The organism is Aeromonas sp. R2-1 (assembly GCF_040908425.1).
Classification (GTDB): Bacteria; Pseudomonadota; Gammaproteobacteria; order Enterobacterales; family Aeromonadaceae; genus Aeromonas; species Aeromonas caviae.
Genome location: NZ_JBFODR010000015.1, coordinates 1 through 18,787 on the forward strand (window position 1 = coordinate 1; position 18,787 = coordinate 18,787).

Sequence of the window (18,787 nt, forward strand, 5' to 3'; positions counted from 1 at the left end):
GTGTGGCATTCGCCATGCGAGAGTAGGACACTGCCAGGCACCCAATACAAGAAACCCCGCTCACTCGAGCGGGGTTTTTTATTGCCTGAAGTTCAGCCCTCACTGGAGGGCAAACGGGCACTATGGTGCGGTCTCCCGCCGTGTTTTCTGATACTCGCATTCATCATCCCAGCCAATATCGACGTGTTTGTGGCCTGTCTCTGCTCAATATCTATTCGAAGACCCGCGTTCTGGATATAAAAAGCACAGAATGTGATGCTTCTACCTTTCTTGTCATGCCTGCTCTGGTTTAATTCCCGGGTCCACATCGATGGACCAAGGAATCACAATAATTTGAGGAATGGACACATGTTCAAAAGAACAGTAACGATGATGCTGGCGGCGGGAACCCTGGTATTAGGCGGTTGCGCATCCAATGGTGGTGCAGAGCAGGCGGCGGCGGACAACAGCGACTTCGGCGGCAAGTCCATCTACCTGCGTGGTGAGATGAACGACTGGATGGCCACCGACGAAAGCAAGGTCGTCAAGGTTGCCGACAAGCTCTACATGGCCAAGGGGACGCTCAAGAAAGAGTGGGCTCCTTACAAGTTCAAGTTTGCCGACTCCGGCTGGAGTTGTGGCACCAACTTCGGTTACAAGAGCCCGAGCGATGGCGTTGCCGTGCTCGGCGGGGAACCTGTACCGGTCAACCCGTGCTCCAAGTATGAGGACATGAAGTTCTCGCCCGAGGCGGATGGCGTCTATGAGTTCTATCTGAATATGGCGGGTGAGACACCGAGCGTATACGTCAAGAAACCCTGAGATAGTCTCTCGCTTTAAATCTCTCGGAAATTGAACCGGTTAAATGCCCTGGCCCAGAAATCTACTGGCCGGGGCATTTTTTTAGGATAGAATCGGCGCCCTTACGACAGATAAATCACAATATATTGTGCTTTAAGTCCTTAAATTTACTACTGGTAGTATTTTTGTCACGATATTGTCCCATTCACAGGAGGTTGATTGACCATGGCTAAATCCATTCCGGTACTGGAGGGCGTCACCGCCAGCCGCCAGATCCCTCTGCAGGAGACGTCTCTCGAGATCTGGGACAGCAAGTATCGTCTCAAGAGCAAGGATGGCGCCCCCATCGACGGCTCCATCGACGAGACCTACCAGCGTGTCGCTCGCGCGCTGGCTGCGCAGGAGCGCGAACCCGACACCTGGTATGAACCCTTCCTGTGGGCCCTGCGCAATGGTGCCATTCCGGCGGGCCGTATCACCTCCAACGCCGGGGCGTTTGAGCACAAGCCGGCGACCTCCACCATCAACTGCACCGTCTCCGGCACCATTGAGGATTCGATGGACGATATCCTCGGCAAGGTGCACGAGGCGGGCCTGACCCTGAAGGCGGGTTGCGGCATCGGTTACGACTTCTCGACCCTGCGACCGCGCGGAGCCTTCGTCTCGGGAGCGGGAGCCTATACCTCCGGGCCGCTCTCCTTCATGGATATCTACGACAAGATGTGCTTTACCGTCTCCTCTGCCGGTGGCCGTCGTGGCGCCCAGATGGGCACCATGGATATCCGTCACCCCGATGTCGTCGAGTTCATCCAGGCCAAGCGGGAGGATGGTCGCCTGCGTCAATTCAACCTCTCCCTGCTCATCACGGAAGAGTTCGTCAGTGCGGTGAAGGAGGATGCCCCCTGGCAACTGATCTTCCCCTACACCGCCAAGGAGGTGGAGCAGGATGGCATCGCGCTGGATGACCCTGCGAGGGTGGTCTGGGCGGACTGGCCCAACAAGGAGGGTGTGGTGATCAACGAGCTGGGTCAGGTGGCCTGCAAGGTCTACAAGACCCTGCCCGCGCGCAAGCTGTGGAACGTCATCATGACCTCTACCTACGACTATGCGGAGCCCGGTTTCATCCTGATCGATAAGGTGAACCAGATGAACAACAACTGGTTCTGCGAAGAGATCCGTGCCACCAACCCCTGCGGTGAACAGCCTCTGCCGCCCTATGGGGCCTGCCTGCTGGGCTCGGTCAACCTGACCACCTTCGTGCGCGATCCCTTCACCGAGCAGGCCGCATTCGACTGGCCTGCGTTTCGCAAGGTGGTGGCCATCTTCACCCGCATGCTCGACAACGTGGTGGAGATAAACCAGCTGCCGCTGGCCAAGCAGCGCGAGGAGATCACCGCCAAGCGTCGCCACGGCATGGGCTTCCTGGGGCTGGGCTCGACCCTCACCATGCTGCGCATCAAGTACGGCTCTGCGGCCTCCGTCGCCTTCACCGAACAGGTCTCCCAGGAGCTGGCGATGACCGGCTGGCAGGAGTCTCTGCGTCTGGCGAAGGAGAAGGGGCCGGCCCCCATCATGGAGCAGGAGTTCGAAGTCACCGGCAAGATGCTGCGTCTGCGCCCCGAAATGGCGGCAGATGGCATCAAGCTCGGCGACAAGGTGAAGGGCAAGGTGTTGCATGCCCGCTACAGCCGCTACATGCAGCAGGTGGCCGAGGTGGATCCCGCTCTGGTAGCCGAGCTGGCCGAGGTGGGCGGACGCTTCACCCATCACAGCAGCATAGCGCCGACCGGTACCATCTCCCTGTCGCTCGCCAACAACGCCAGCAACGGCATCGAGCCGAGCTTTGCCCACCACTACAGCCGCAATGTCATCAAGCCGGGCAAGAAGAGCAAGGAGAGCGTGGATGTCTACTCCTTCGAGCTGCTGGCCTATCGCGAGCTGGTGAATCCGGCCGCCATGCCCTATGCCGAGGAGGAGGGTAGCCGCCTGCCGGATTACTTCATCACCGCAGACGACATCACGCCGACCGGGCATGTGGATATCCAGGCGGCGGCCCAGCGCTGGATCGACTCCTCCATCTCCAAGACCGCCAACGTGCCGACCGATTTTCCGTTCGAGCAGTTCAAGGATATCTACCTCTATGCCTCGGACTCCGGCCTCAAAGGCTGTACCACCTTCCGCTTCAACCCGGCCGCCTTCCAGGGCGTGCTGGTGAAGGAGAAGGATCTGGAGAACACCAGTTACGAGTTCACCCTGGAAGATGGCACCGTCATCACGGCGAAGGGGAACGAGGAGATCGAATACGATGGCGAGCTGCACACCGCCGCCAACCTTTATGACGCCTTGAAAGAAGGCTATTACGGCAAGTTCTGAGGACGAGACATGGTCAAGAAGATCGACAGAAAAATCGTCGCCTACAAGGTAAAAACCCGGGATGAGCCGCAAGATGCGCCGACGCCCCAGGATGACGTGGTGCACATGCATGAAACCGTGCTGCGCCCGGAACGGTTGATGGGCACCACCTACAAGCTGAAGACGCCGGAGCACGTCTCCGAGCACTCGCTGTTCATCACCATCAACGACATCATTCTCAACGAGGGCACGGTGCACGAGACCCGGCGCCCGTTCGAGATCTTCATCAACTCCAAGAGCCTGGAGCACTATCAGTGGATAGTGGCGCTGACCCGCATCATCTCGGCGGTGTTTCGCAAGGGAGGGGACGTCACCTTTCTGGTGGAGGAGTTGCGCTCCGTGTTCGATCCCAAGGGGGGTTACTGGAACAAGGGCAAGTACGTGCCTTCGCTCATCGCCGAAATTGGCAACGTGATCGAAACCCATCTCACCGAGATAGGCATGCTCAAGGTACCCGGGCTGGACGAGCACCAGCAGGCGTTCCTGGCCGAGAAGCAGGCGCAATTGCAGGCACAGCAACAGGCAGAAGAGCAGCCGGCGGGCAGCGGTTTCCCACCCAGTGCCGCGCTCTGCTACAAGTGCCACACCAAGGCGCTGGTGCAAAAGGATGGCTGCATGACCTGTCTCAACTGCGGGGATTCCAAGTGCGGTTGAGGTGCTGATTGCCACCAAAGGCCGGCGACATGCCGGCCTTTTCGTTGCTGATTTTATGTTCGAACGACGCCCATGATGGCAGCGATTTGTTGCGCACCGGTAAATTCGGGCGTAGCGTTGGGGGTAATAAAACTGTCACGGCCGTGTGGTTTCAATGACATCTGAGATTCACACACGTGGCACCTTCAGTGCCAAGGAGGATGCTTATGGACAACACGGACCGAAAGCTGTTTATCCTGGATACCAACGTTCTGCTTCACGAACCCCTCGCCATCTACTCCTTCAAAGAGCACGACGTGCTCATCCCCATGACGGTGCTCGAAGAGCTCGACAACATCAAGGATCGCCAGAAGGACGTCAGCCGTGATGCCCGCATCGCCATCCGTGCCCTGGAAGATGTGTTCCGCGATGCGACTCCGGAGCAGATAGTGCAAGGAGTGGCACTGGCCGGCGAGGCGAGCGGCCGTATCTCCATCTTCAGCGATCACCATCTGCCCCAGGATGCCGAGGTGTTCACCGACAAGGAGGCGGACAACCGCATCATCAACGCCGCCCTCTACCTGCAAAAGCACGAGATGAAGCGTCAGGTGGTGCTGGTCACCAAAGACATCAACATGCGCCTCAAGGCCAAGGGAGCAGGTCTTGCCCATGTGGAGGATTACCGCAGCGACCAGCTCATCGACGACATCCGCCTGCTCGCCAAGGGCTTCCAGGTGGTGCCCGGCAGCTTCTGGGAGCGGGTCGGTGAGTGCGACAGCGAAACCCATGGCCGCGATACGGTCCACGTCATCGATGCCAACCTGCTGGAGGGAGTCCACGTCAACCAGTACCTCCTGGACGAGGAGAACTTCTTTGCCGCGCGGGTGCTGAGCCACGACGGCAACAAGATCCGCCTGAAAGATCTCGGCCGCGAGCGGCTGATGTCCCGCAAGGCCTGGGGGGTACATCCCAAGAACGTCTATCAGGGCATGGCGCTGGATGCCCTGCTGGATCCGCACATCGACCTGGTGATCCTGACCGGCCCGGCGGGCTGCGGCAAGACCCTGCTCGCCATGGCGGCGGCGCTGGAGCTGGTGATCGAGAAGGGGATCTACGAGAAGGTGATCGTCACCCGCAATACCCCGGAAATCGCCGAGAGCATCGGCTTCCTGCCCGGGACCGAAGAAGAGAAGATGATGCCCTGGCTGGCGGCGGTCACCGACACTCTGGAGGTGCTGCACAAGCAGGACGAGAACATGAGCGGGTCCCTCAGCTACATCATGGAGAAGGCCAATATCCAGTTCAAATCGGTCAACTTCATGCGCGGGCGCAGCATCCAGAACACCTTCGTGCTGCTGGACGAGTGCCAGAACCTGACCGCGTCCCAGATCAAGACCATCATCACCCGCTGCGGTGAGGGGACCAAGATCGTCTGCTCCGGCAACCTGGCTCAAATAGACTCCAACTACCTGAGCCCGGTGACCTCGGGGCTGACCTACATCGTCGAGCGGTTCAAGGATTTCGACGGCAGTGCCAACATCTTCCTGAACGGGGTGGTGCGCAGCCGGCTGGCTTCGTTTGCTGAGGAAAACCTCTGATTTGACGGGATCTCTGCATGAGAAAGGGGAAGCCGGACGGCTTCCCCTTTTTTGATCCCGCCTATCTCATGCCTCTCTCGGTCGGCCCAGGTAGCGCAGCAGCCCGGGGTGATCGCTGCTGTGCAGGATATCCGGCTTGCCCTGCAAGGCGATACGTCCCGTGTCGATGAAGAGCACCTGATCGGCGATGAGCTGGGCATCCTCCTGGGAACGACAGGGAGAGACCATCAGCTTGTCAGCCCTTCACTGTGGCGCCAGAGCGCGGCCCAGGTAGCGCAGCAGCCCGGGGTGATCGCTGCTGTGCAGAATATCCGGCTTGCCCTGCAAGGCGATGCGTCCCGCGTCGATGAAGAGCACCTGATCGGCGATGAGCTGGGCATCCTCGGGGTTGTGAGAGACCATCAGCACGGTGATGCCCTGCTCGCAGGCGAGGCGGGCGACCTCCGCCAGCATCTCCCGCCGCAGGGCCGGATCGAGGGCCGAGAAGGGCTCGTCCAGCAGCAGCAGCGGCCTGCCCCGCACCAGGGCGCGGGCCAGCCCCACCCGCTGCTGCTGGCCGCCGGAGAGCTGCTCCGGCAGGCGCGTCAGCATCTCCCCCAGGCCCACCTTGTCAGCGGCCTCCTGCACCAGCCTTTTCTGGGCCGGATTCAAGCGCAGGCCGGGATGCAGGCCGATGGCGATGTTGTCGAACACCGACAGGTGCAGGAAGAGGTTGTGATCCTGGAACAGGGTGGTGACCGGGCGCTCGGCGGGGCCCAGTGACAGCAGATCCTGGCCGTCGAAGGTGAGGGTGCCCGACTCCACCGGCACGAAGCCCGCGATCATGCCGAGCAGGGTGGACTTGCCGGCGCCGCTCGGACCGATGAGGGCGGTGATCTCCCCTTTGGGCAGGGTCGCACTGAAGGTCACCTGCCAGTCGGGATAACTGGTGACCAGTTCCTCAATTACCAGCATGTTTGGCTCCTGAATGTCGTTTTATAGAACAACAAGTAAGAAAAATTGATGAAAGGCAGCGTGAGTGACTGCCCCAAGGGGCGCCCCAGGGACGTGCCCAGCCGGATCCTGGGGGCGGGGAGGCGGCAATGCCGCCGGGGATCAGTGATCCACATGCCTGCCTCCCAGTCCCCGCTCCACCAGCCAGAACAGGGAGAAGCAGAGGGTGAGCAGCAGCAGGGCGGTGGCGGCCGCCTCGGTCAGCCGGTAGCTGCCGAGCTGCTGATAGAGCAGCCAGGGCAGGGTAGTGAGGGTCTGGCTGCCGAACATGGCGATGGCCCCGAGATCCCCTAGGGACAATATCATCGAGAGCGCCATGGCCAGGGCCAGCGGACGGCGCAGCAGGGGCCACTCCACCAGGCGCAGGCGATGCAGGCCGCGCACCCCCAGGCTGTCCGCCAGCCTATCGTACTGGCGCACCACCAGTTGCATGGGGGCCGAGAGGGTGCGCAGCACATAGGGCAGCGCCATCAGGGCGTTGACCAGCACCACCAGCCAGGGGCCCAGGGCAAAGACGTCGGTGAAAGGCATGAACAGGATGAAGAGGCCGGTGGAGAGCACCACCGCCGGGATCATCAGGATCATGGAGCCGCTGGCCTCCCACAGGGCGGCGGCCCGCCGTTTGCGATCCCGCACCCTCAGATGCCGGCTGGTGAGCAGCAGCCCGGCGCCGAGCAAAGTGGCCAGGGAGCCTGCCGCCAGGGCTATGCCCAGGGACTGCCCCCCTGCCTGCCACAGCCGGGGTGAGCCGAGCGCCGCCAGCAGACCGGGGTTGAACCCGGCGACCACGATGGCCAGCAGGGGCGGCAGGAAGATGGCGAGCCCCATGGTCAGGGCCAGGCCATCCACCAGCGCGCTGCCCTTCTGGTGTCTGTCGGGACGCAGGCAGGGGCGACGGCTGGTGAGGCGACTGGCCGGGGTGGTCTGCAGCTTGTGTTGCAGCAGGAGCAGGGCCAGGGTCAGCAGCAGTTGCACCAGGGCGAGCCCGCCAGCGGTGGCGAGATCGAAGTCGAAGCGCAGCGCCTGGTAGACAGCCACCTCCAGTGTGGTGGACTTGGGGCCGCCCCCGAGCGCCAGCACTGTGGTGAAGCTGGTGAAGCAGAGCATGAAGATGAGGCTGGCGAGCCCCGGCAAGATGCCGCGGATGAGCGGCCACTCCAGCAGCCGGAAGATGTGGGAGGAGCGCATGCCGAGCTGGCTGGCGAGGCGCCAGGAGGACTCGGGGATGCTCTCTATGCTCTGCAGGATGAGGCGGGCGGCCAGCGGCATGTTGAAGAAGACATGGGCCAACAGGATGCCGAACAGGCCATAGAGATAGTTTCCGGGATCCAGGCCTAGGCCGTGCAGCAGTTGCGGCAGCCAGCCCTGACGACCGTGCACCGCCACCATGCCGAAGATGGCGATGATGACCGGCAACACCAGGGAGAGGCCGAAGAGCTTGAGCAGCAGGCGGCGTCCGGTGAAACGGCGTCGCGCCAGGGCTCTGGCCACCGGGATGGCAAGCCCCAGGCTCAGCAGGGTGGAGAGCAGTGCCTGCCAGAGGCTGAAACCCAGCACGTGGCGCAGGTAGGGATCGCCTAGCAGGGCGCGGGGGGAGAGGGCCCCCGCCTGCCACAACAGGGCGACCAGCGGCCCAATGGAGAGCAGCAGGATGACCAGGGTGGCTGCACTGCCGGGCAGCCACCAGAGGGTGCGACGACCTGAACTCACTGGGTGACGGCTTGCAGCCATTCGCGGATCCACCCCTTGCGGTTGGCGGCTACCTCGTCAGCGCTGAAGGTGAGTGGCTTAGCTACGGTGATCATCTGTTCGAACCCCTTGGGCAGCGCCACGTTTGTCACCGGATACATCCAGTTGCCGCCGGGGATCTCGTTCTGGAAGGCGGGGCTCACCATGAATTGCAGGAACTGGTCAGCCAGTTTGCCCTGTGTGGCGCCCTTGAGCTTGGCTGCTACTTCCACCTGGCGGTAGTGACCCTCCTCGAACGCGGCTGCCCGGTACTGGGGTTTGCTCTCGGCAATCAGGTGATAGGCGGGGGAGGTGGTGTAGGAGAGCACCATGTCCGCCTCGCCGTCGAGGAACATGCCGTAGGCCTCTGACCACCCCTTGGTGACGGTGACCGTCTTTTTGGCCAGTTGCGCCCAGGCGGTCGGTGCCTCATCCCCGTAGACCGACTTCATCCAGAGCATCAGGCCCTGACCCGGGGTGGAGGTGCGGGGATCCTGATAGATCACCTTGATATCGGGGCGCGCCACCAGCTCCTTCAGGCTCTTGGGGGGCTGCTTGAGCTTGTTGCTGTCATAGACGAAGGCGAAGTAGCCGTAGTCATAGGGGACAAAGGTGTCGTCCTGCCAGCCACCCGGCACCTTGAGGCCATCGAGCCTGGTGGAATGGGGGGCGAACAGGCCGCTCTGTTTGGCCTCGCTGATGAGGGCATCGTCCAGCCCCAGCACCATGTCGGCCTTGCTGTGCTGGCCTTCCAGCCGCAGCCGGTTGAGGATGGCGACGCCATCCTCGAGGGGCACCAGATTGAGGGTGCAGCCGCACTCCTTCTCGAAGGCCTGCTTGATCTTGGGGCCCGGCCCCCATTCGGCGGCGAAGGAGCCGTAGGTGTAGACGGTGAGGGTGTCGGCGGCAAACGCCTGGGCAGAGAGCAGGCTGGTGGCGATCAGCAGCAGGGTCTTCATCAATGGCACTCCTGTGGGTGTCGGGGTGCTCATCAATGGCACCTCGCGTGTGGTGAGCGCCGGCGGATGAGGGCACAAAAAACGCGCGCCATGCCTCAAATTCCTCCGCCAGCATTATCTGGATCAGGTTCACGGGTATAATCTCAGCGGTAAACCGCACCCCGTTTGAGCAACGCATCGCATTGTATTGGCGTTCCTGGGGGGAGGCCAGCACTATGTTTCGTGGGCCGCATCGTGCGAGCCACCATCAAGGAGGAAGTCCCCAGTGATCACCAGCACCAAGGAAAGACGTGCCTTCCAGCGCATGGTCATCAATGCCCCCGTCACCCTGTTCCAGCATCAGCAGGTGCTGGAGGGGGTCTGCCGGGATCTCAGCGCCAACGGCATGGGGGTCGAGGTGAACAAGCACGCGTTCGATCTGGCCCAGCCCATCCGGGTGAGCCTGGCGACCAGCAGCAATCTTCTGCCTCCCTTCGAGGCCCAGGCCCGCATCGTGCGGGTGCTGGAGGAAGAAGACGGTCTCCTGCTGGCGCTGGAGTTTCTCTCCCTCACCTGAGAGCCGGGCGCCCGTCCTCCTCGAGACAGGCCAGCCATGGGCTGGCCTGTCTCATTTCCCCTCATCCTGCACCGGCTGCACGCTCAACTGGCCGCTGTCGACCAGCGTCTTGCTGGTGGGCGCGAGCTGGCCCATGGGCAGCTGTGCCGGGCCGGTCGGCTCCATCAGGAGGTAGGTCTCCCCCGCCCGGCTCAAGGTGGCCTCCCCCGGTTTGGCTGGCAGGGCCACCCCCAGCAGGGCGTGTCCCGGCACGAACACCATGGCCTGCTTGAGATCGGGATACCCCTGGGCCAGCAGGGCGGCCATCAGGGTCACCTTGCTGTCGCAATCCCCCCGGTTCTGCTCCAGCACCTGGCGCGGGCTCAGAAACCCCTTGCCAGAGCGGCCCGACTGGCTGTCGAGCAGTTGATAGGGGATGGCCTGGATGAAGTCGAGCATGTGGGCCACCGTCTTCTGGCGCGCCTCGGTCTCGGTGGCCCCTTCCTGCTTGAGCTGCTCCATCAACGGGGCCAGTTCGTCCCGGCTCTCCAGGGCGATGCGCACATGATCCTGCTTGATGGCGGGAGCGCCGTCGGGGGCAGTGAAGGGCTGGAAGTAGTGCTGCGTGAGCCAGGCGGTCTCCAGTTTGGCCTGCTCGGGCTTGACCCATTGGGAGGCTTCCCGCGCCTTGTCGGCGTTGCGGCTCTTGATGCTGAGGCTCATGGCGGGGCGAACGAGGGAGAACTGCACCTCGGGGAACGCCAGGGGGGCCTGTTGCAGCAGGCTTTGCAGTACGTCTTCCTGCATCCTGGCCGGACGGTAAGCGATGAGAGGGGGCAGCTTGCCCGCCTCCAGCCGGTAGCTGAGCTGCTGCGCCTTGCCCTCTCTGTCCTGCCAGCCGACATTGAGCTGACCGCCACTGTTGGTGAAAGAGGTCTGTCCGCCCAGGGCCGGGAGGCTGAGCAGCAGGCAGAGCAATGAAAGGGCGCCCCTTGCGGACATAGGTGTCTCCTGTCGGACATGCAGAGGTGGCGGGCTTTGTACAGCGACCCGACAATAAAACAGGGAGCCTCGGCTCCCTGTTGATTCTACTCGCTTTCTTGTCGCAGGTTCGTCAAATCCAGCTTGGCTGCTTCGCCTCGAAGGCGCTGATGGCGGCCTCGTGCTGCAGGGTCAGACCGATGGCATCCAGCCCGTTGAGCAGACAGTAGCGACGGAACTCGTCGATTTCGAAGCCGAACGTGAGGCTGCCTGCACGCACCTGGTTGGCCTCCAGATCCACTTCGATCTCGATACCCGGCTGGGCGGTGACCAGTTGGAACAGGGCGTCGACCTCCTCCTCCTTCAGACGAACCGGCACCATGCCGTTGTTGATGGCGTTGCCGTAGAAGATGTCGGCAAAGCTCGGGGCGATCATGGTCTTGAAGCCGTAGTCCGCCAGCGCCCAGGGGGCGTGCTCGCGACTCGAACCGCAGCCGAAGTTCTCGCGGGCCAACAGGATGCTGGCACCGGCGAATTGCGGCTTGTTCAGCACGAACTCCGGGTTGGGCTGCTCCCCTGCATCGTCCAGGAAGCGCCAGTCGTGGAACAGGTGCTTGCCAAAGCCGATGCGGTTCACTTTCTGCAGGAACTGCTTGGGAATGATGGCGTCGGTGTCGACGTTGGCGCTGTCGAGGGGAACGACGATCCCTTTATGCTGTTTGAAACCTGTCATGTACGTTCCCTCTTACAGTGCGCGAATGTCGGCGAAGATGATGTCGGTGACGGCGAAGAGCCGTCCGTGTTGTTTGAATGCTTTCATCCTCAACCCCTCTTACAGCGCGCGAATGTCGGCGAAGCGGCCGGTGACGGCGGCGGCGGCGGCCATGGCCGGGCTCACCAGGTGGGTGCGACCGGCACGACCCTGACGCCCCTCGAAGTTGCGGTTGCTGGTGGAGGCGCAGCGCTCCCCCGGTTGCAGCCGGTCGTTGTTCATGGCCAGACACATGGAGCAGCCGGGCAAACGCCACTCAAAGCCTGCCTCGATGAAGATCTTGTCCAGCCCCTCGGCCTCGGCCTGGGCCTTCACCTGCTCGGAGCCCGGCACCACCAGGGCCTGTACCCCGGCGGCCACCTTGCGACCGCGGGCGATGGCGGCAGCCGCGCGCAGATCCTCGATGCGGCTGTTGGTGCACGAACCGATGAACACCTTGTCGATGGCCACGTCGGAGAGCTTCTGGCCCGGTTGCAGGTCCATGTAGGCGAGGGCCTTGCGGGCGGACTGCTGCTCCACCGGATCGGCGAAGGATTCCGGTGCAGGGATGGGCTCATTGACGGCAATCACCTGGCCCGGGTTGGTGCCCCAGGTCACTTGCGGGGCGATGTCGGCGGCGTCGAGCACCACTTCGGCGTCGAAGTGGGCACCTTCGTCGCTCTTGAGGGTCAGCCAGTAGGCGATGGCCTGTTCCAGCTCCTCCCCCTTGGGAGCGAACTCCTTGCCACGGATGTAGTCGATGGTGGTCTGGTCGGGGGCAATCATGCCCGCTTTGGCGCCGAGCTCGATGGCCATGTTGCACACCGTCATGCGCCCTTCCATGGTGAGCCCCTCGATGGCTTCACCGGCGAACTCCACCACGTAGCCGGTCCCGCCTGCATGACCTACCTTGCCGATGATGGCGAGCACCACGTCCTTGGCGCTGATGCCTGCGGCCAGCTTGCCGTTGACAGAGATACGCATGGTCCTGGCACGGCCCTGTTTCAGGGTCTGGGTGGCCATCACGTGTTCCACTTCGGAGGTGCCGATACCGAATGCGAGCGACCCGAAGGCGCCGTGGGTGGCGGTGTGGGAGTCACCGCAGACGATGGTGGTGCCGGGCAATGTGATGCCGAGCTCGGGGCCCATCACGTGGACGATGCCCTGGTACTTGTGGTTCAAGTCATAGAGACGAACCCCGAACGCCTTGCAGTTGGCGGCGAGCGTCTCCATCTGGATGCGTGCCATCTCACCGGAGGCGGCGATGTCCTTGGTGGTGGTGGAGACGTTGTGATCCATGGTGGCCCAGGTCAGATCCGGGCGACGCAGCTGGCGGTTCATGGCGCGCAGGCCGTCGAATGCCTGGGGGCTGGTCACTTCATGCACCAGATGACGGTCGATGTAGATGAGAGGGGTTTCCCCTTCCACTTCCCGCACCACGTGGGCGTCGAACACTTTCTGATAGAGGGTCTTGGACATTGCTCGGTTTCCTTGTTATCGATGCCGTGGGGTCAGATGCGCGCGGCGATCTGGCTGCCCATGTCGGCCGTGCTCTGCACCGGGTGCGTGGCGCTGGCCTGATGCAGGTCGGCGGTGAAATAGCCTTCTGCCAGGGTCTGGGCCACGGCCTGCTCGATGGCCTGGGCGGCGGCTTCCTGGCCGAGACTGTAACGCAGCATCAGGGCGGCGGAGAGGATCTGGGCGATGGGATTCGCAATCCCCTTGCCGGCGATATCCGGGGCCGAGCCACCGGCCGGCTCGAACAGACCGAAGCCGGATTCGTTGAGGCTGGCGGAGGGGAGCAGGCCCATGGAGCCGGTGATCATGGCGCACTCGTCGGAGAGGATGTCACCGAACAGGTTGGAGCAGAGCAGCACGTCGAACTGGGACGGATCCTTGATGAGCTGCATGGTGGCGTTGTCGATGTACATGTGGTTCAGGGCCACGTCCGGGTAGGACTTGGCGACCTCGGTCACCACCTCGCGCCACAGGATGGAGGAGGCGAGCACGTTGGCCTTGTCGATGGAGGTGACCCTGGCCTTGCGCACCCGGGCCGATTCAAACGCTATCTTGGCGATGCGCTCGATCTCGAAGCGGTGGTACACCTCGGTGTCGAAGGCCTTCTCGGTGGCGCCTTCCCCTTCACGCCCCTTGGGCTGGCCGAAATAGATGCCGCCGGTCAGCTCGCGCACGCAGGCGATGTCAAAACCGCGATCGGAGATGTCGGCACGCAGCGGGGAGAACTGCTCCAGACCGGTGTAGATGCGGGCCGGGCGCAGGTTGCAGAACAGTTTGAAGTGGGCACGCAGGGGCAGCAGGGCGCCGCGCTCCGGCTGATCGTTGGGCGGCAGGTGCTCCCACTTGGGGCCGCCCACCGATCCGAACAGCACCGCATCGGCCGCTTCGCAGCCTTTGATCGTGCTCTGGGGCAGCGGTGTGCCGTGGTTGTCGATGGCGATGCCGCCGACGTCGTGACGGTCATAGTCGAGGGAGAAGCCGAATTTGGTCTGCACCTTTTCCAGTACCTTGATGGCCTCTGCCATCACTTCCGGGCCAATGCCGTCACCCGGCAATACTGCGATCCGATAACTGCTCATACTCTCTCCGTCTTGATAGTGTGATTCCGTTTCATCCGGGAGGCCGGTCCGGGCCACTGCTCTGGCCCCGGTCCTCCCCATGTCATGCTGTCATCTTGTCCGGCGGCGGGCTCAGACGGTTTCCGATTTGATGGTGTGGTTGCGCTCCATCTGCTCGGCCACCTGGTCCGCGCGCCAGATGCTGTTGATCACGTGGACCAGGGCCTGGGCCGAGGATTCGATGATGTCGGTGGCCAGCCCCATGCCGTGGAACTTGCGCCCCTTGTATTCGGCGACGATGTCCACCTGGCCGAGGGCGTTCTTGCCCTCGCCCTTGCCCTTGAGTTCGTATTTATCGATGCGGATCTCGTAGCCGGTGATGCGGTTGATGCACTGGTAGACCGCATCCACCGGGCCGTTGCCGGTGGCGGCCTCGCACACCAGATCCTGGCCTACCTTGAGCTTGACCGAGGCGGTGGCGAGCACCGAGCTGCCGCTCTGCACGCCGAGGTACTCCAGCTTGAAGTGCTCGGGCTCCTCGTGGATCTGGCTGAAGAAGGCGAGGGCCTCCAGATCGTAGTCGAACACCTGGCCCTTCTTGTCGGCCAGGGTGAGGAACTTGGCGTAGAGATCGTCGAGGTCGTAGCTGCTCTCGGCGTAGCCCATGGACTCCATCCGGTGCTTGATGACGTGGCGGCCGGAGCGGGAGGTCATGTTGAGGTTGTTCTGGGTGAGACCGATGCTCTCGGGGGTGATGATTTCATAGGTGTTCTTCGCCTTGAGCACCCCGTCCTGGTGGATGCCTGAGCTGTGGGAGAAGGCGTTGGCGCCGACGATGGCCTTGTTGGGCTGCACCGGCATGTTGCAGATTTGACTGACGAGGGTGCTGGTGCGATGGATCTCGCTGTGGCGAATGTTGGTGTGTACCCCGAGCAGGTCGGCGCGGGTCTTCAGGATCATCGCGACCTCTTCCAGAGAGCAGTTGCCAGCACGCTCGCCGATGCCGTTGATGGTGCACTCGATCTGGCGGGCCCCCATCTGCACGGCACTGATGGAGTTGGCCACCGAGAGGCCCAGATCGTCGTGGCAGTGCACCGAGATGATGGCCTTGTCGATGTTGGGTACCCGGTTGAACAGGGTGTGGATGATGCCGGAGAATTCGGTCGGCACCGTGTAGCCCACGGTGTCAGGAATGTTGATGGTGCGGGCGCCGGCCTTGATGGCGGCTTCCACCATGCGGCACAGGTTGTCTATCGGGGTGCGGCCCGCATCTTCGCAGGAGAACTCCACGTCATCGGTGTAGCGCAAGGCGTGCTTGATGGCGCCGACCCCCATCTCCAGCACGTCTTCGAAGCTCTTTTTCAGCTTGCTCTCCACGTGGATGGAGGAGGTGGAGATGAAGGTATGGATGCGAAACGCCTCTGCCACTTTCAAGGCTTCGCCGGCGGCATCGATGTCTTTTTGCAGGGCGCGAGCCAGGGCGCAGACCCGGCTGTTCTTGATGTGGCGGGCGATGGTCTGAACCGATTGAAAATCGCCGGGGGAGGAGACGGGGAAACCCACTTCCATGATATCGACACCGAGCCGCTCCAGCGCCTGGGCGATCTGCAGCTTCTCCTTGACCGTCAAGCTGGCCGACAGCGCCTGCTCACCATCACGCAAGGTGGTGTCGAATATGATGACCCGATCTGACATGTGACTTCCCTCTTCCTAAGTTCGCTGCGTGCATCCTGCATGGCATAAAAAAACCCGTGCGGGGTGCACGGGTTTCTGTAAATTCCGGCTATGCCTTAGCCCGGCTACAAGGATCCCGCGCGAGGAGTCGCGATTAGGGAGAGCAGTAGTAGCGGAGCGGCAATACGCATGATGTCTCAATCCTTCCAGTCGATAACGCTACTACCAATAACGAGATTTTTATGCTGTGTCAACCGGAATGGACAGGTTCAATCCACTGGTTTATTTAATCGGATTGTAAAGGAGTGCAAATTCTCTTGTCCCATATTCGGTTCATGCCTGATTATCTGGTCATTCCTGCTGTACTCGATCACCCGCACAATCAGATCGACTTATCAGCCCTTGCTGAATTATCTGAGGTATTCCATGGAAAAACGCAGACCTGGCCGTCCAGTCGGACGTTCCGACATTCGTGACAAGCTGCTTGCCGCCGCACGCGAACGTTTTCTCAACACCCCCTACAGCAAGGTGACGACCCGCGAGATTGCCGAGCTGGCAGGCTCCAATCTGGCGATGATCCACTATTACTTCGGCAGCAAGGAAGGCCTCTACAAGGCGGTGCTGGGGGATGTGGCCGAGCCCCTTGAGCAAGCCTGGCACGACGAGAGCAGCAACCGCAGCCTGACCGATCTGCTCAACACCTACTATCAGGTGATGGCGCCCAACAGCGAGCTGACTTCCGCCATCTCCAGCGCATTGTCCACTGAAAAGAGCCCGGGGCGTGATTTTGTGCTGAGCCGCCTGCTGGATCGCCAACTTCCCCAGTTCGATGCCCTGCTCGAATCCATGCGCTCCAACGGCCAGCTGGCGGACAACCTGGACCCCGAGATGCTGAAGATCTCCTTCCTCAGCATGATGTGGCAGCCTTTCGTGATGAAGGATCTCTACGAACAGGTGTTTGGTCTGACGGTGGACGAGCACTTCATGAGCCGCCTCGCGGCCCACAACTGCCGCCTGATGGAAAACGGCCTGCGCGGTGCCCTGAACTGACTTTTTCGGGATGACGGATGAAAAAGGGCCCCTGGGCCCTTTTTCATCAATCTGTTATCTGGGCGTCAACGAAGTGTCATGCCGCCCTCCTAGTCTGCACTCAGGATGCAAGGGAGGGCCGTGATGAACAAGATCCAGCAATGGGACCTGCGGGTGTGCCGTGTCTGCCTGCTCCACCCCTACAATCAGCCGCAGGCCAGGATAAGCCGGCTTGTCTCCCGTACCGGTGACGGCCCCCTCTATGCCGTGGCGGCCTGCCTGCTCTGGTGGCAGGGGAGCGCCGGGCAGGAGGCGGTCAGGGTGGCGCTCTGGGCGTTTGCCCTCGAGTTGCCGCTCTACCTGCTGCTCAAGAATGCCCTCAAACGCCAGCGCCCGGCAGGGCTGCCTGTCTTCATCACCCCGTCGGATCGTTACAGCCTGCCCTCGGGCCATACCGCGGCCGCCTTTCTGATGGCGACCGTACTGGCCGCCAGTTTCCCGCTCTGGGCACCGCTGCTGTTTGTCTGGGCCGCGCTGGTGGGGGCGTCTCGGCTGCTGCTCGGGGTGCATTATCTGAGTGATCTGGTGGCCGGGGCGCTGCTTGGCGGTGGTTGCGCCCTCTGGGCGCTGGGTTGGAGCCAGGGATGAGGATACTGTTCGGCGTTCAGGGGACCGGCAACGGTCATATCAGTCGCAGCCGGACCCTGGCACGCGCATTGAAGAGCAGGGGCGTGGCGGTGGACTATCTGTTCAGCGGGCGCGCCGCCGACGGCTACTTCGAGATGGGGGAGTTCGGGGATTATCGCACCTTCCCCGGTATCACTTTCGCCAGCCATCAGGGGCGCATCTCGGGCTGGCGCACCCTCAAGGGACTCTCTCCCCTGCGTTTCTGGCAAGATCTGCGTGCCCTCGATTGTCGCGAGTACGATCTGGTCATCAGCGACTTCGAGCCGCTCAGTGCCCATGCTGCTCGCCGCTGGGGCAAACCCAGCCTCACCATCAGCCATCAGGCGAGCTTCGACTGGCCGATCCCACGTTGGGGAGAGAGCGGCTTCAACCGCCAGCTGATGCGCCATTTTGCGCCGGTACGCCAGTCCCTGGGACTGCACTGGTTCCATTTCGGCCAGCCCCTGCTGCCTCCCATCGTCGATCCCCTCGAGCCGGTGCCGGACAACCAGCAGATCCTGGTCTATCTGCCATTCGAGCAGACAGAGACGATCGCGGCCCTGTTGTCGCGTTTCAGCACGCAGTCGTTCATCTGCTTCCATCCCGAGGTGCGCAAGCGCAGCGAGTGGCGCAACATCCGCTTTGAACCTCAGGCCAGAGAGGGGTTCAAGCTGGCGCTGGCCGGTTGTCGCGGGGTCATCAGCAATGCGGGATTCGAGCTTGCCTCCGAGGCGCTCTCCCTTGGCAAGAAGCTGCTGGTCAAACCCCTGGGTGGCCAGTTCGAGCAGTTGACCAACGGCAGGACCCTGGAGCTGATGGGGCTGGCCCAGTTGATGGACAGCCTGGATGCCAATGCGGTGCGAAGCTGGCTGGAGGCCCCTTCTCCTGGCAGGGTACGCTATCCCGATGTGGCAGGAGAGCTGGCCGACTGGTTGCTGGCCGGGGCAGGGGAGGAGGTGGGGGCGCTCTCCCGCCGCCTCTGGGGCAGGACTCTCTTTCCGGAGGAGGTGTGTGACAGCCTGGGGGAGCTTGCCAGCCGCACCGGCCAGGAGCGTCCCTGGTTATCCCAACTCAGCGCCTTTGACTAAACTGAGTCGATCCCACCACGGAGAGGACGGACACCATGCGCTTTACCAATGAAAACGGCGACACCATGACCCTGGCAGACAATCTCACCCTGCATGAGCTGCTCGACATGGGTGTCAGCATCTCGGTCTGCGAAGAGACGGATCCGGATCAGCAGATCTGGCTGGCAGAACCCGAAGACGAGCAGTGAAACCAGCCAGTTTTTGACGGCCCACCCCCTCGGGGTGGGCCGTTTATTTTGTTCCTGACCGACGCGGGCAGCATGATCCGCTGGTTGTTCCCCCCAGGGCCCCTCTTTGTTGCCCGTCTGGTGGCCAAGTCACTGAATGTTAATAGCTGTTTGAAATTTATGACTGTTATGGCCAGACAAAGCCGTGGACAAGCGT

18 protein-coding genes and 1 riboswitch are annotated in these 18,787 nt (G+C 62.2%); of the genes, 9 read left to right on the forward strand and 9 right to left on the reverse strand.

Annotated features, from left to right (window positions below; translation table 11 throughout):
* Positions 1-348 precede the first annotated feature (348 nt).
* From AB5Y80_RS03170 to AB5Y80_RS03185, 4 genes are all read left to right on the forward strand, one after another.
* Positions 349-801 (forward strand): pullulanase, encoded by a 453-nt coding sequence (locus AB5Y80_RS03170; RefSeq protein WP_029313820.1) that lies wholly within the window; start codon positions 349-351, stop codon positions 799-801.
* A 204-nt stretch (positions 802-1,005) separates the two neighbouring features.
* Positions 1,006-3,153 carry an adenosylcobalamin-dependent ribonucleoside-diphosphate reductase gene (locus AB5Y80_RS03175; RefSeq protein ID WP_010673143.1) on the forward strand — a complete coding sequence of 716 codons (2,148 nt, stop codon included), beginning with the start codon at positions 1,006-1,008 and terminating at the stop codon, positions 3,151-3,153.
* Positions 3,154-3,162: 9 nt separating this feature from the next.
* Positions 3,163-3,846, forward strand: a complete 684-nt coding sequence (locus AB5Y80_RS03180; RefSeq protein WP_010673144.1) for a hypothetical protein — start codon at positions 3,163-3,165, stop codon at positions 3,844-3,846.
* Positions 3,847-4,052: 206 nt separating this feature from the next.
* The gene (locus AB5Y80_RS03185) at positions 4,053-5,423 is read left to right on the forward strand and encodes a PhoH family protein (RefSeq protein WP_010673145.1); all 1,371 of its coding nucleotides are present in this window, start codon (positions 4,053-4,055) and stop codon (positions 5,421-5,423) included.
* Positions 5,424-5,489: 66 nt separating this feature from the next.
* Here AB5Y80_RS03185 and AB5Y80_RS03190 read toward each other — a convergent pair whose 3' ends face one another.
* The 4 genes from AB5Y80_RS03190 to thiB form a co-directional block, all read right to left on the reverse strand.
* The gene (locus AB5Y80_RS03190) at positions 5,490-5,651 is read right to left on the reverse strand and encodes a hypothetical protein (protein ID WP_180321335.1); all 162 of its coding nucleotides are present in this window, start codon (positions 5,649-5,651) and stop codon (positions 5,490-5,492) included.
* Between the two features lie 15 nt (positions 5,652-5,666).
* Complete coding sequence (gene thiQ, locus AB5Y80_RS03195) at positions 5,667-6,377, reverse strand: thiamine ABC transporter ATP-binding protein (protein WP_039041185.1); 711 nt, start codon at positions 6,375-6,377, stop codon at positions 5,667-5,669.
* Between the two features lie 141 nt (positions 6,378-6,518).
* A complete protein-coding gene (thiP, locus tag AB5Y80_RS03200) occupies positions 6,519-8,147 on the reverse strand; it encodes a thiamine/thiamine pyrophosphate ABC transporter permease (RefSeq protein ID WP_042016674.1) in 1,629 nt (542 codons plus the stop codon).
* Positions 8,123-9,103, reverse strand: coding sequence for a thiamine ABC transporter substrate binding subunit (thiB, locus tag AB5Y80_RS03205; RefSeq protein WP_368172511.1), 981 nt, complete (start codon positions 9,101-9,103; stop codon positions 8,123-8,125). Before thiB ends, thiP begins: the two co-directional genes overlap by 25 nt.
* An 83-nt stretch (positions 9,104-9,186) precedes the next feature.
* Positions 9,187-9,277, reverse strand: a riboswitch (TPP riboswitch).
* Between the two features lie 91 nt (positions 9,278-9,368).
* Here thiB and AB5Y80_RS03210 point away from each other — a divergent pair.
* Entirely contained in the window at positions 9,369-9,659 is a 291-nt protein-coding gene (locus tag AB5Y80_RS03210; protein ID WP_039041182.1) for a PilZ domain-containing protein, read from the forward strand.
* 51 nt (positions 9,660-9,710) lie between these two features.
* Here AB5Y80_RS03210 and AB5Y80_RS03215 read toward each other — a convergent pair whose 3' ends face one another.
* The 5 genes from AB5Y80_RS03215 to leuA all read right to left on the reverse strand — a co-directional run bounded on the left by AB5Y80_RS03215 (position 9,711) and on the right by leuA (position 15,641).
* A complete protein-coding gene (locus tag AB5Y80_RS03215) occupies positions 9,711-10,640 on the reverse strand; it encodes a transglutaminase domain-containing protein (RefSeq protein ID WP_323902565.1) in 930 nt (309 codons plus the stop codon).
* A 112-nt stretch (positions 10,641-10,752) separates the two neighbouring features.
* A complete protein-coding gene (leuD, locus tag AB5Y80_RS03220) occupies positions 10,753-11,352 on the reverse strand; it encodes a 3-isopropylmalate dehydratase small subunit (protein WP_368172512.1) in 600 nt (199 codons plus the stop codon).
* A gap of 99 nt (positions 11,353-11,451) precedes the next feature.
* On the reverse strand, positions 11,452-12,849 hold the full coding sequence (leuC, locus tag AB5Y80_RS03225) for a 3-isopropylmalate dehydratase large subunit (protein ID WP_323917013.1): 1,398 nt from the start codon (positions 12,847-12,849) through the stop codon (positions 11,452-11,454).
* 32 nt (positions 12,850-12,881) lie between these two features.
* The gene (leuB, locus tag AB5Y80_RS03230) at positions 12,882-13,967 is read right to left on the reverse strand and encodes a 3-isopropylmalate dehydrogenase (RefSeq protein WP_041211114.1); all 1,086 of its coding nucleotides are present in this window, start codon (positions 13,965-13,967) and stop codon (positions 12,882-12,884) included.
* A gap of 111 nt (positions 13,968-14,078) precedes the next feature.
* Entirely contained in the window at positions 14,079-15,641 is a 1,563-nt protein-coding gene (gene leuA, locus AB5Y80_RS03235) for a 2-isopropylmalate synthase (RefSeq protein WP_010673154.1), read from the reverse strand.
* 405 nt (positions 15,642-16,046) lie between these two features.
* On the opposite strand from leuA, the gene AB5Y80_RS03240 reads away from it, so the two are divergent.
* From AB5Y80_RS03240 to AB5Y80_RS03255, 4 genes are all read left to right on the forward strand, one after another.
* The gene (locus tag AB5Y80_RS03240) at positions 16,047-16,670 is read left to right on the forward strand and encodes a TetR/AcrR family transcriptional regulator (protein ID WP_010673155.1); all 624 of its coding nucleotides are present in this window, start codon (positions 16,047-16,049) and stop codon (positions 16,668-16,670) included.
* A 123-nt stretch (positions 16,671-16,793) separates the two neighbouring features.
* A complete protein-coding gene (locus AB5Y80_RS03245; RefSeq protein ID WP_039041177.1) occupies positions 16,794-17,297 on the forward strand; it encodes a phosphatase PAP2 family protein in 504 nt (167 codons plus the stop codon).
* Positions 17,294-18,403 carry an MJ1255/VC2487 family glycosyltransferase gene (locus AB5Y80_RS03250; RefSeq protein WP_029313827.1) on the forward strand — a complete coding sequence of 370 codons (1,110 nt, stop codon included), beginning with the start codon at positions 17,294-17,296 and terminating at the stop codon, positions 18,401-18,403. Before AB5Y80_RS03245 ends, AB5Y80_RS03250 begins: the two co-directional genes overlap by 4 nt.
* Positions 18,404-18,438: 35 nt before the next feature.
* A complete protein-coding gene (locus AB5Y80_RS03255) occupies positions 18,439-18,591 on the forward strand; it encodes a hypothetical protein (protein WP_010673158.1) in 153 nt (50 codons plus the stop codon).
* Positions 18,592-18,787: the final 196 nt, after the last annotated feature.

What these genes read in the sequence shown, in the direction of transcription:
- thiB (WP_368172511.1), bottom strand. Translation starts at nt 9,103, where the DNA reads ATGAAGACCCTGCTGCTGATCGCCACCAGCCTGCTCTCTGCCCAGGCG.
- leuB (WP_041211114.1), bottom strand. Translation starts at nt 13,967, where the DNA reads ATGAGCAGTTATCGGATCGCAGTATTGCCGGGTGACGGCATTGGCCCG.
- AB5Y80_RS03170 (WP_029313820.1), top strand. Translation starts at nt 349, where the DNA reads ATGTTCAAAAGAACAGTAACGATGATGCTGGCGGCGGGAACCCTGGTA.
- AB5Y80_RS03250 (WP_029313827.1), top strand. Translation starts at nt 17,294, where the DNA reads ATGAGGATACTGTTCGGCGTTCAGGGGACCGGCAACGGTCATATCAGT.
- AB5Y80_RS03215 (WP_323902565.1), bottom strand. Translation starts at nt 10,640, where the DNA reads ATGTCCGCAAGGGGCGCCCTTTCATTGCTCTGCCTGCTGCTCAGCCTC.
- AB5Y80_RS03245 (WP_039041177.1), top strand. Translation starts at nt 16,794, where the DNA reads ATGAACAAGATCCAGCAATGGGACCTGCGGGTGTGCCGTGTCTGCCTG.
- thiP (WP_042016674.1), bottom strand. Translation starts at nt 8,147, where the DNA reads ATGGCTGCAAGCCGTCACCCAGTGAGTTCAGGTCGTCGCACCCTCTGG.
- AB5Y80_RS03255 (WP_010673158.1), top strand. Translation starts at nt 18,439, where the DNA reads ATGCGCTTTACCAATGAAAACGGCGACACCATGACCCTGGCAGACAAT.
- AB5Y80_RS03240 (WP_010673155.1), top strand. Translation starts at nt 16,047, where the DNA reads ATGGAAAAACGCAGACCTGGCCGTCCAGTCGGACGTTCCGACATTCGT.
- AB5Y80_RS03175 (WP_010673143.1), top strand. Translation starts at nt 1,006, where the DNA reads ATGGCTAAATCCATTCCGGTACTGGAGGGCGTCACCGCCAGCCGCCAG.
- leuC (WP_323917013.1), bottom strand. Translation starts at nt 12,849, where the DNA reads ATGTCCAAGACCCTCTATCAGAAAGTGTTCGACGCCCACGTGGTGCGG.
- AB5Y80_RS03180 (WP_010673144.1), top strand. Translation starts at nt 3,163, where the DNA reads ATGGTCAAGAAGATCGACAGAAAAATCGTCGCCTACAAGGTAAAAACC.
- leuA (WP_010673154.1), bottom strand. Translation starts at nt 15,641, where the DNA reads ATGTCAGATCGGGTCATCATATTCGACACCACCTTGCGTGATGGTGAG.
- leuD (WP_368172512.1), bottom strand. Translation starts at nt 11,352, where the DNA reads ATGACAGGTTTCAAACAGCATAAAGGGATCGTCGTTCCCCTCGACAGC.
- AB5Y80_RS03190 (WP_180321335.1), bottom strand. Translation starts at nt 5,651, where the DNA reads ATGGTCTCTCCCTGTCGTTCCCAGGAGGATGCCCAGCTCATCGCCGAT.
- thiQ (WP_039041185.1), bottom strand. Translation starts at nt 6,377, where the DNA reads ATGCTGGTAATTGAGGAACTGGTCACCAGTTATCCCGACTGGCAGGTG.
- AB5Y80_RS03185 (WP_010673145.1), top strand. Translation starts at nt 4,053, where the DNA reads ATGGACAACACGGACCGAAAGCTGTTTATCCTGGATACCAACGTTCTG.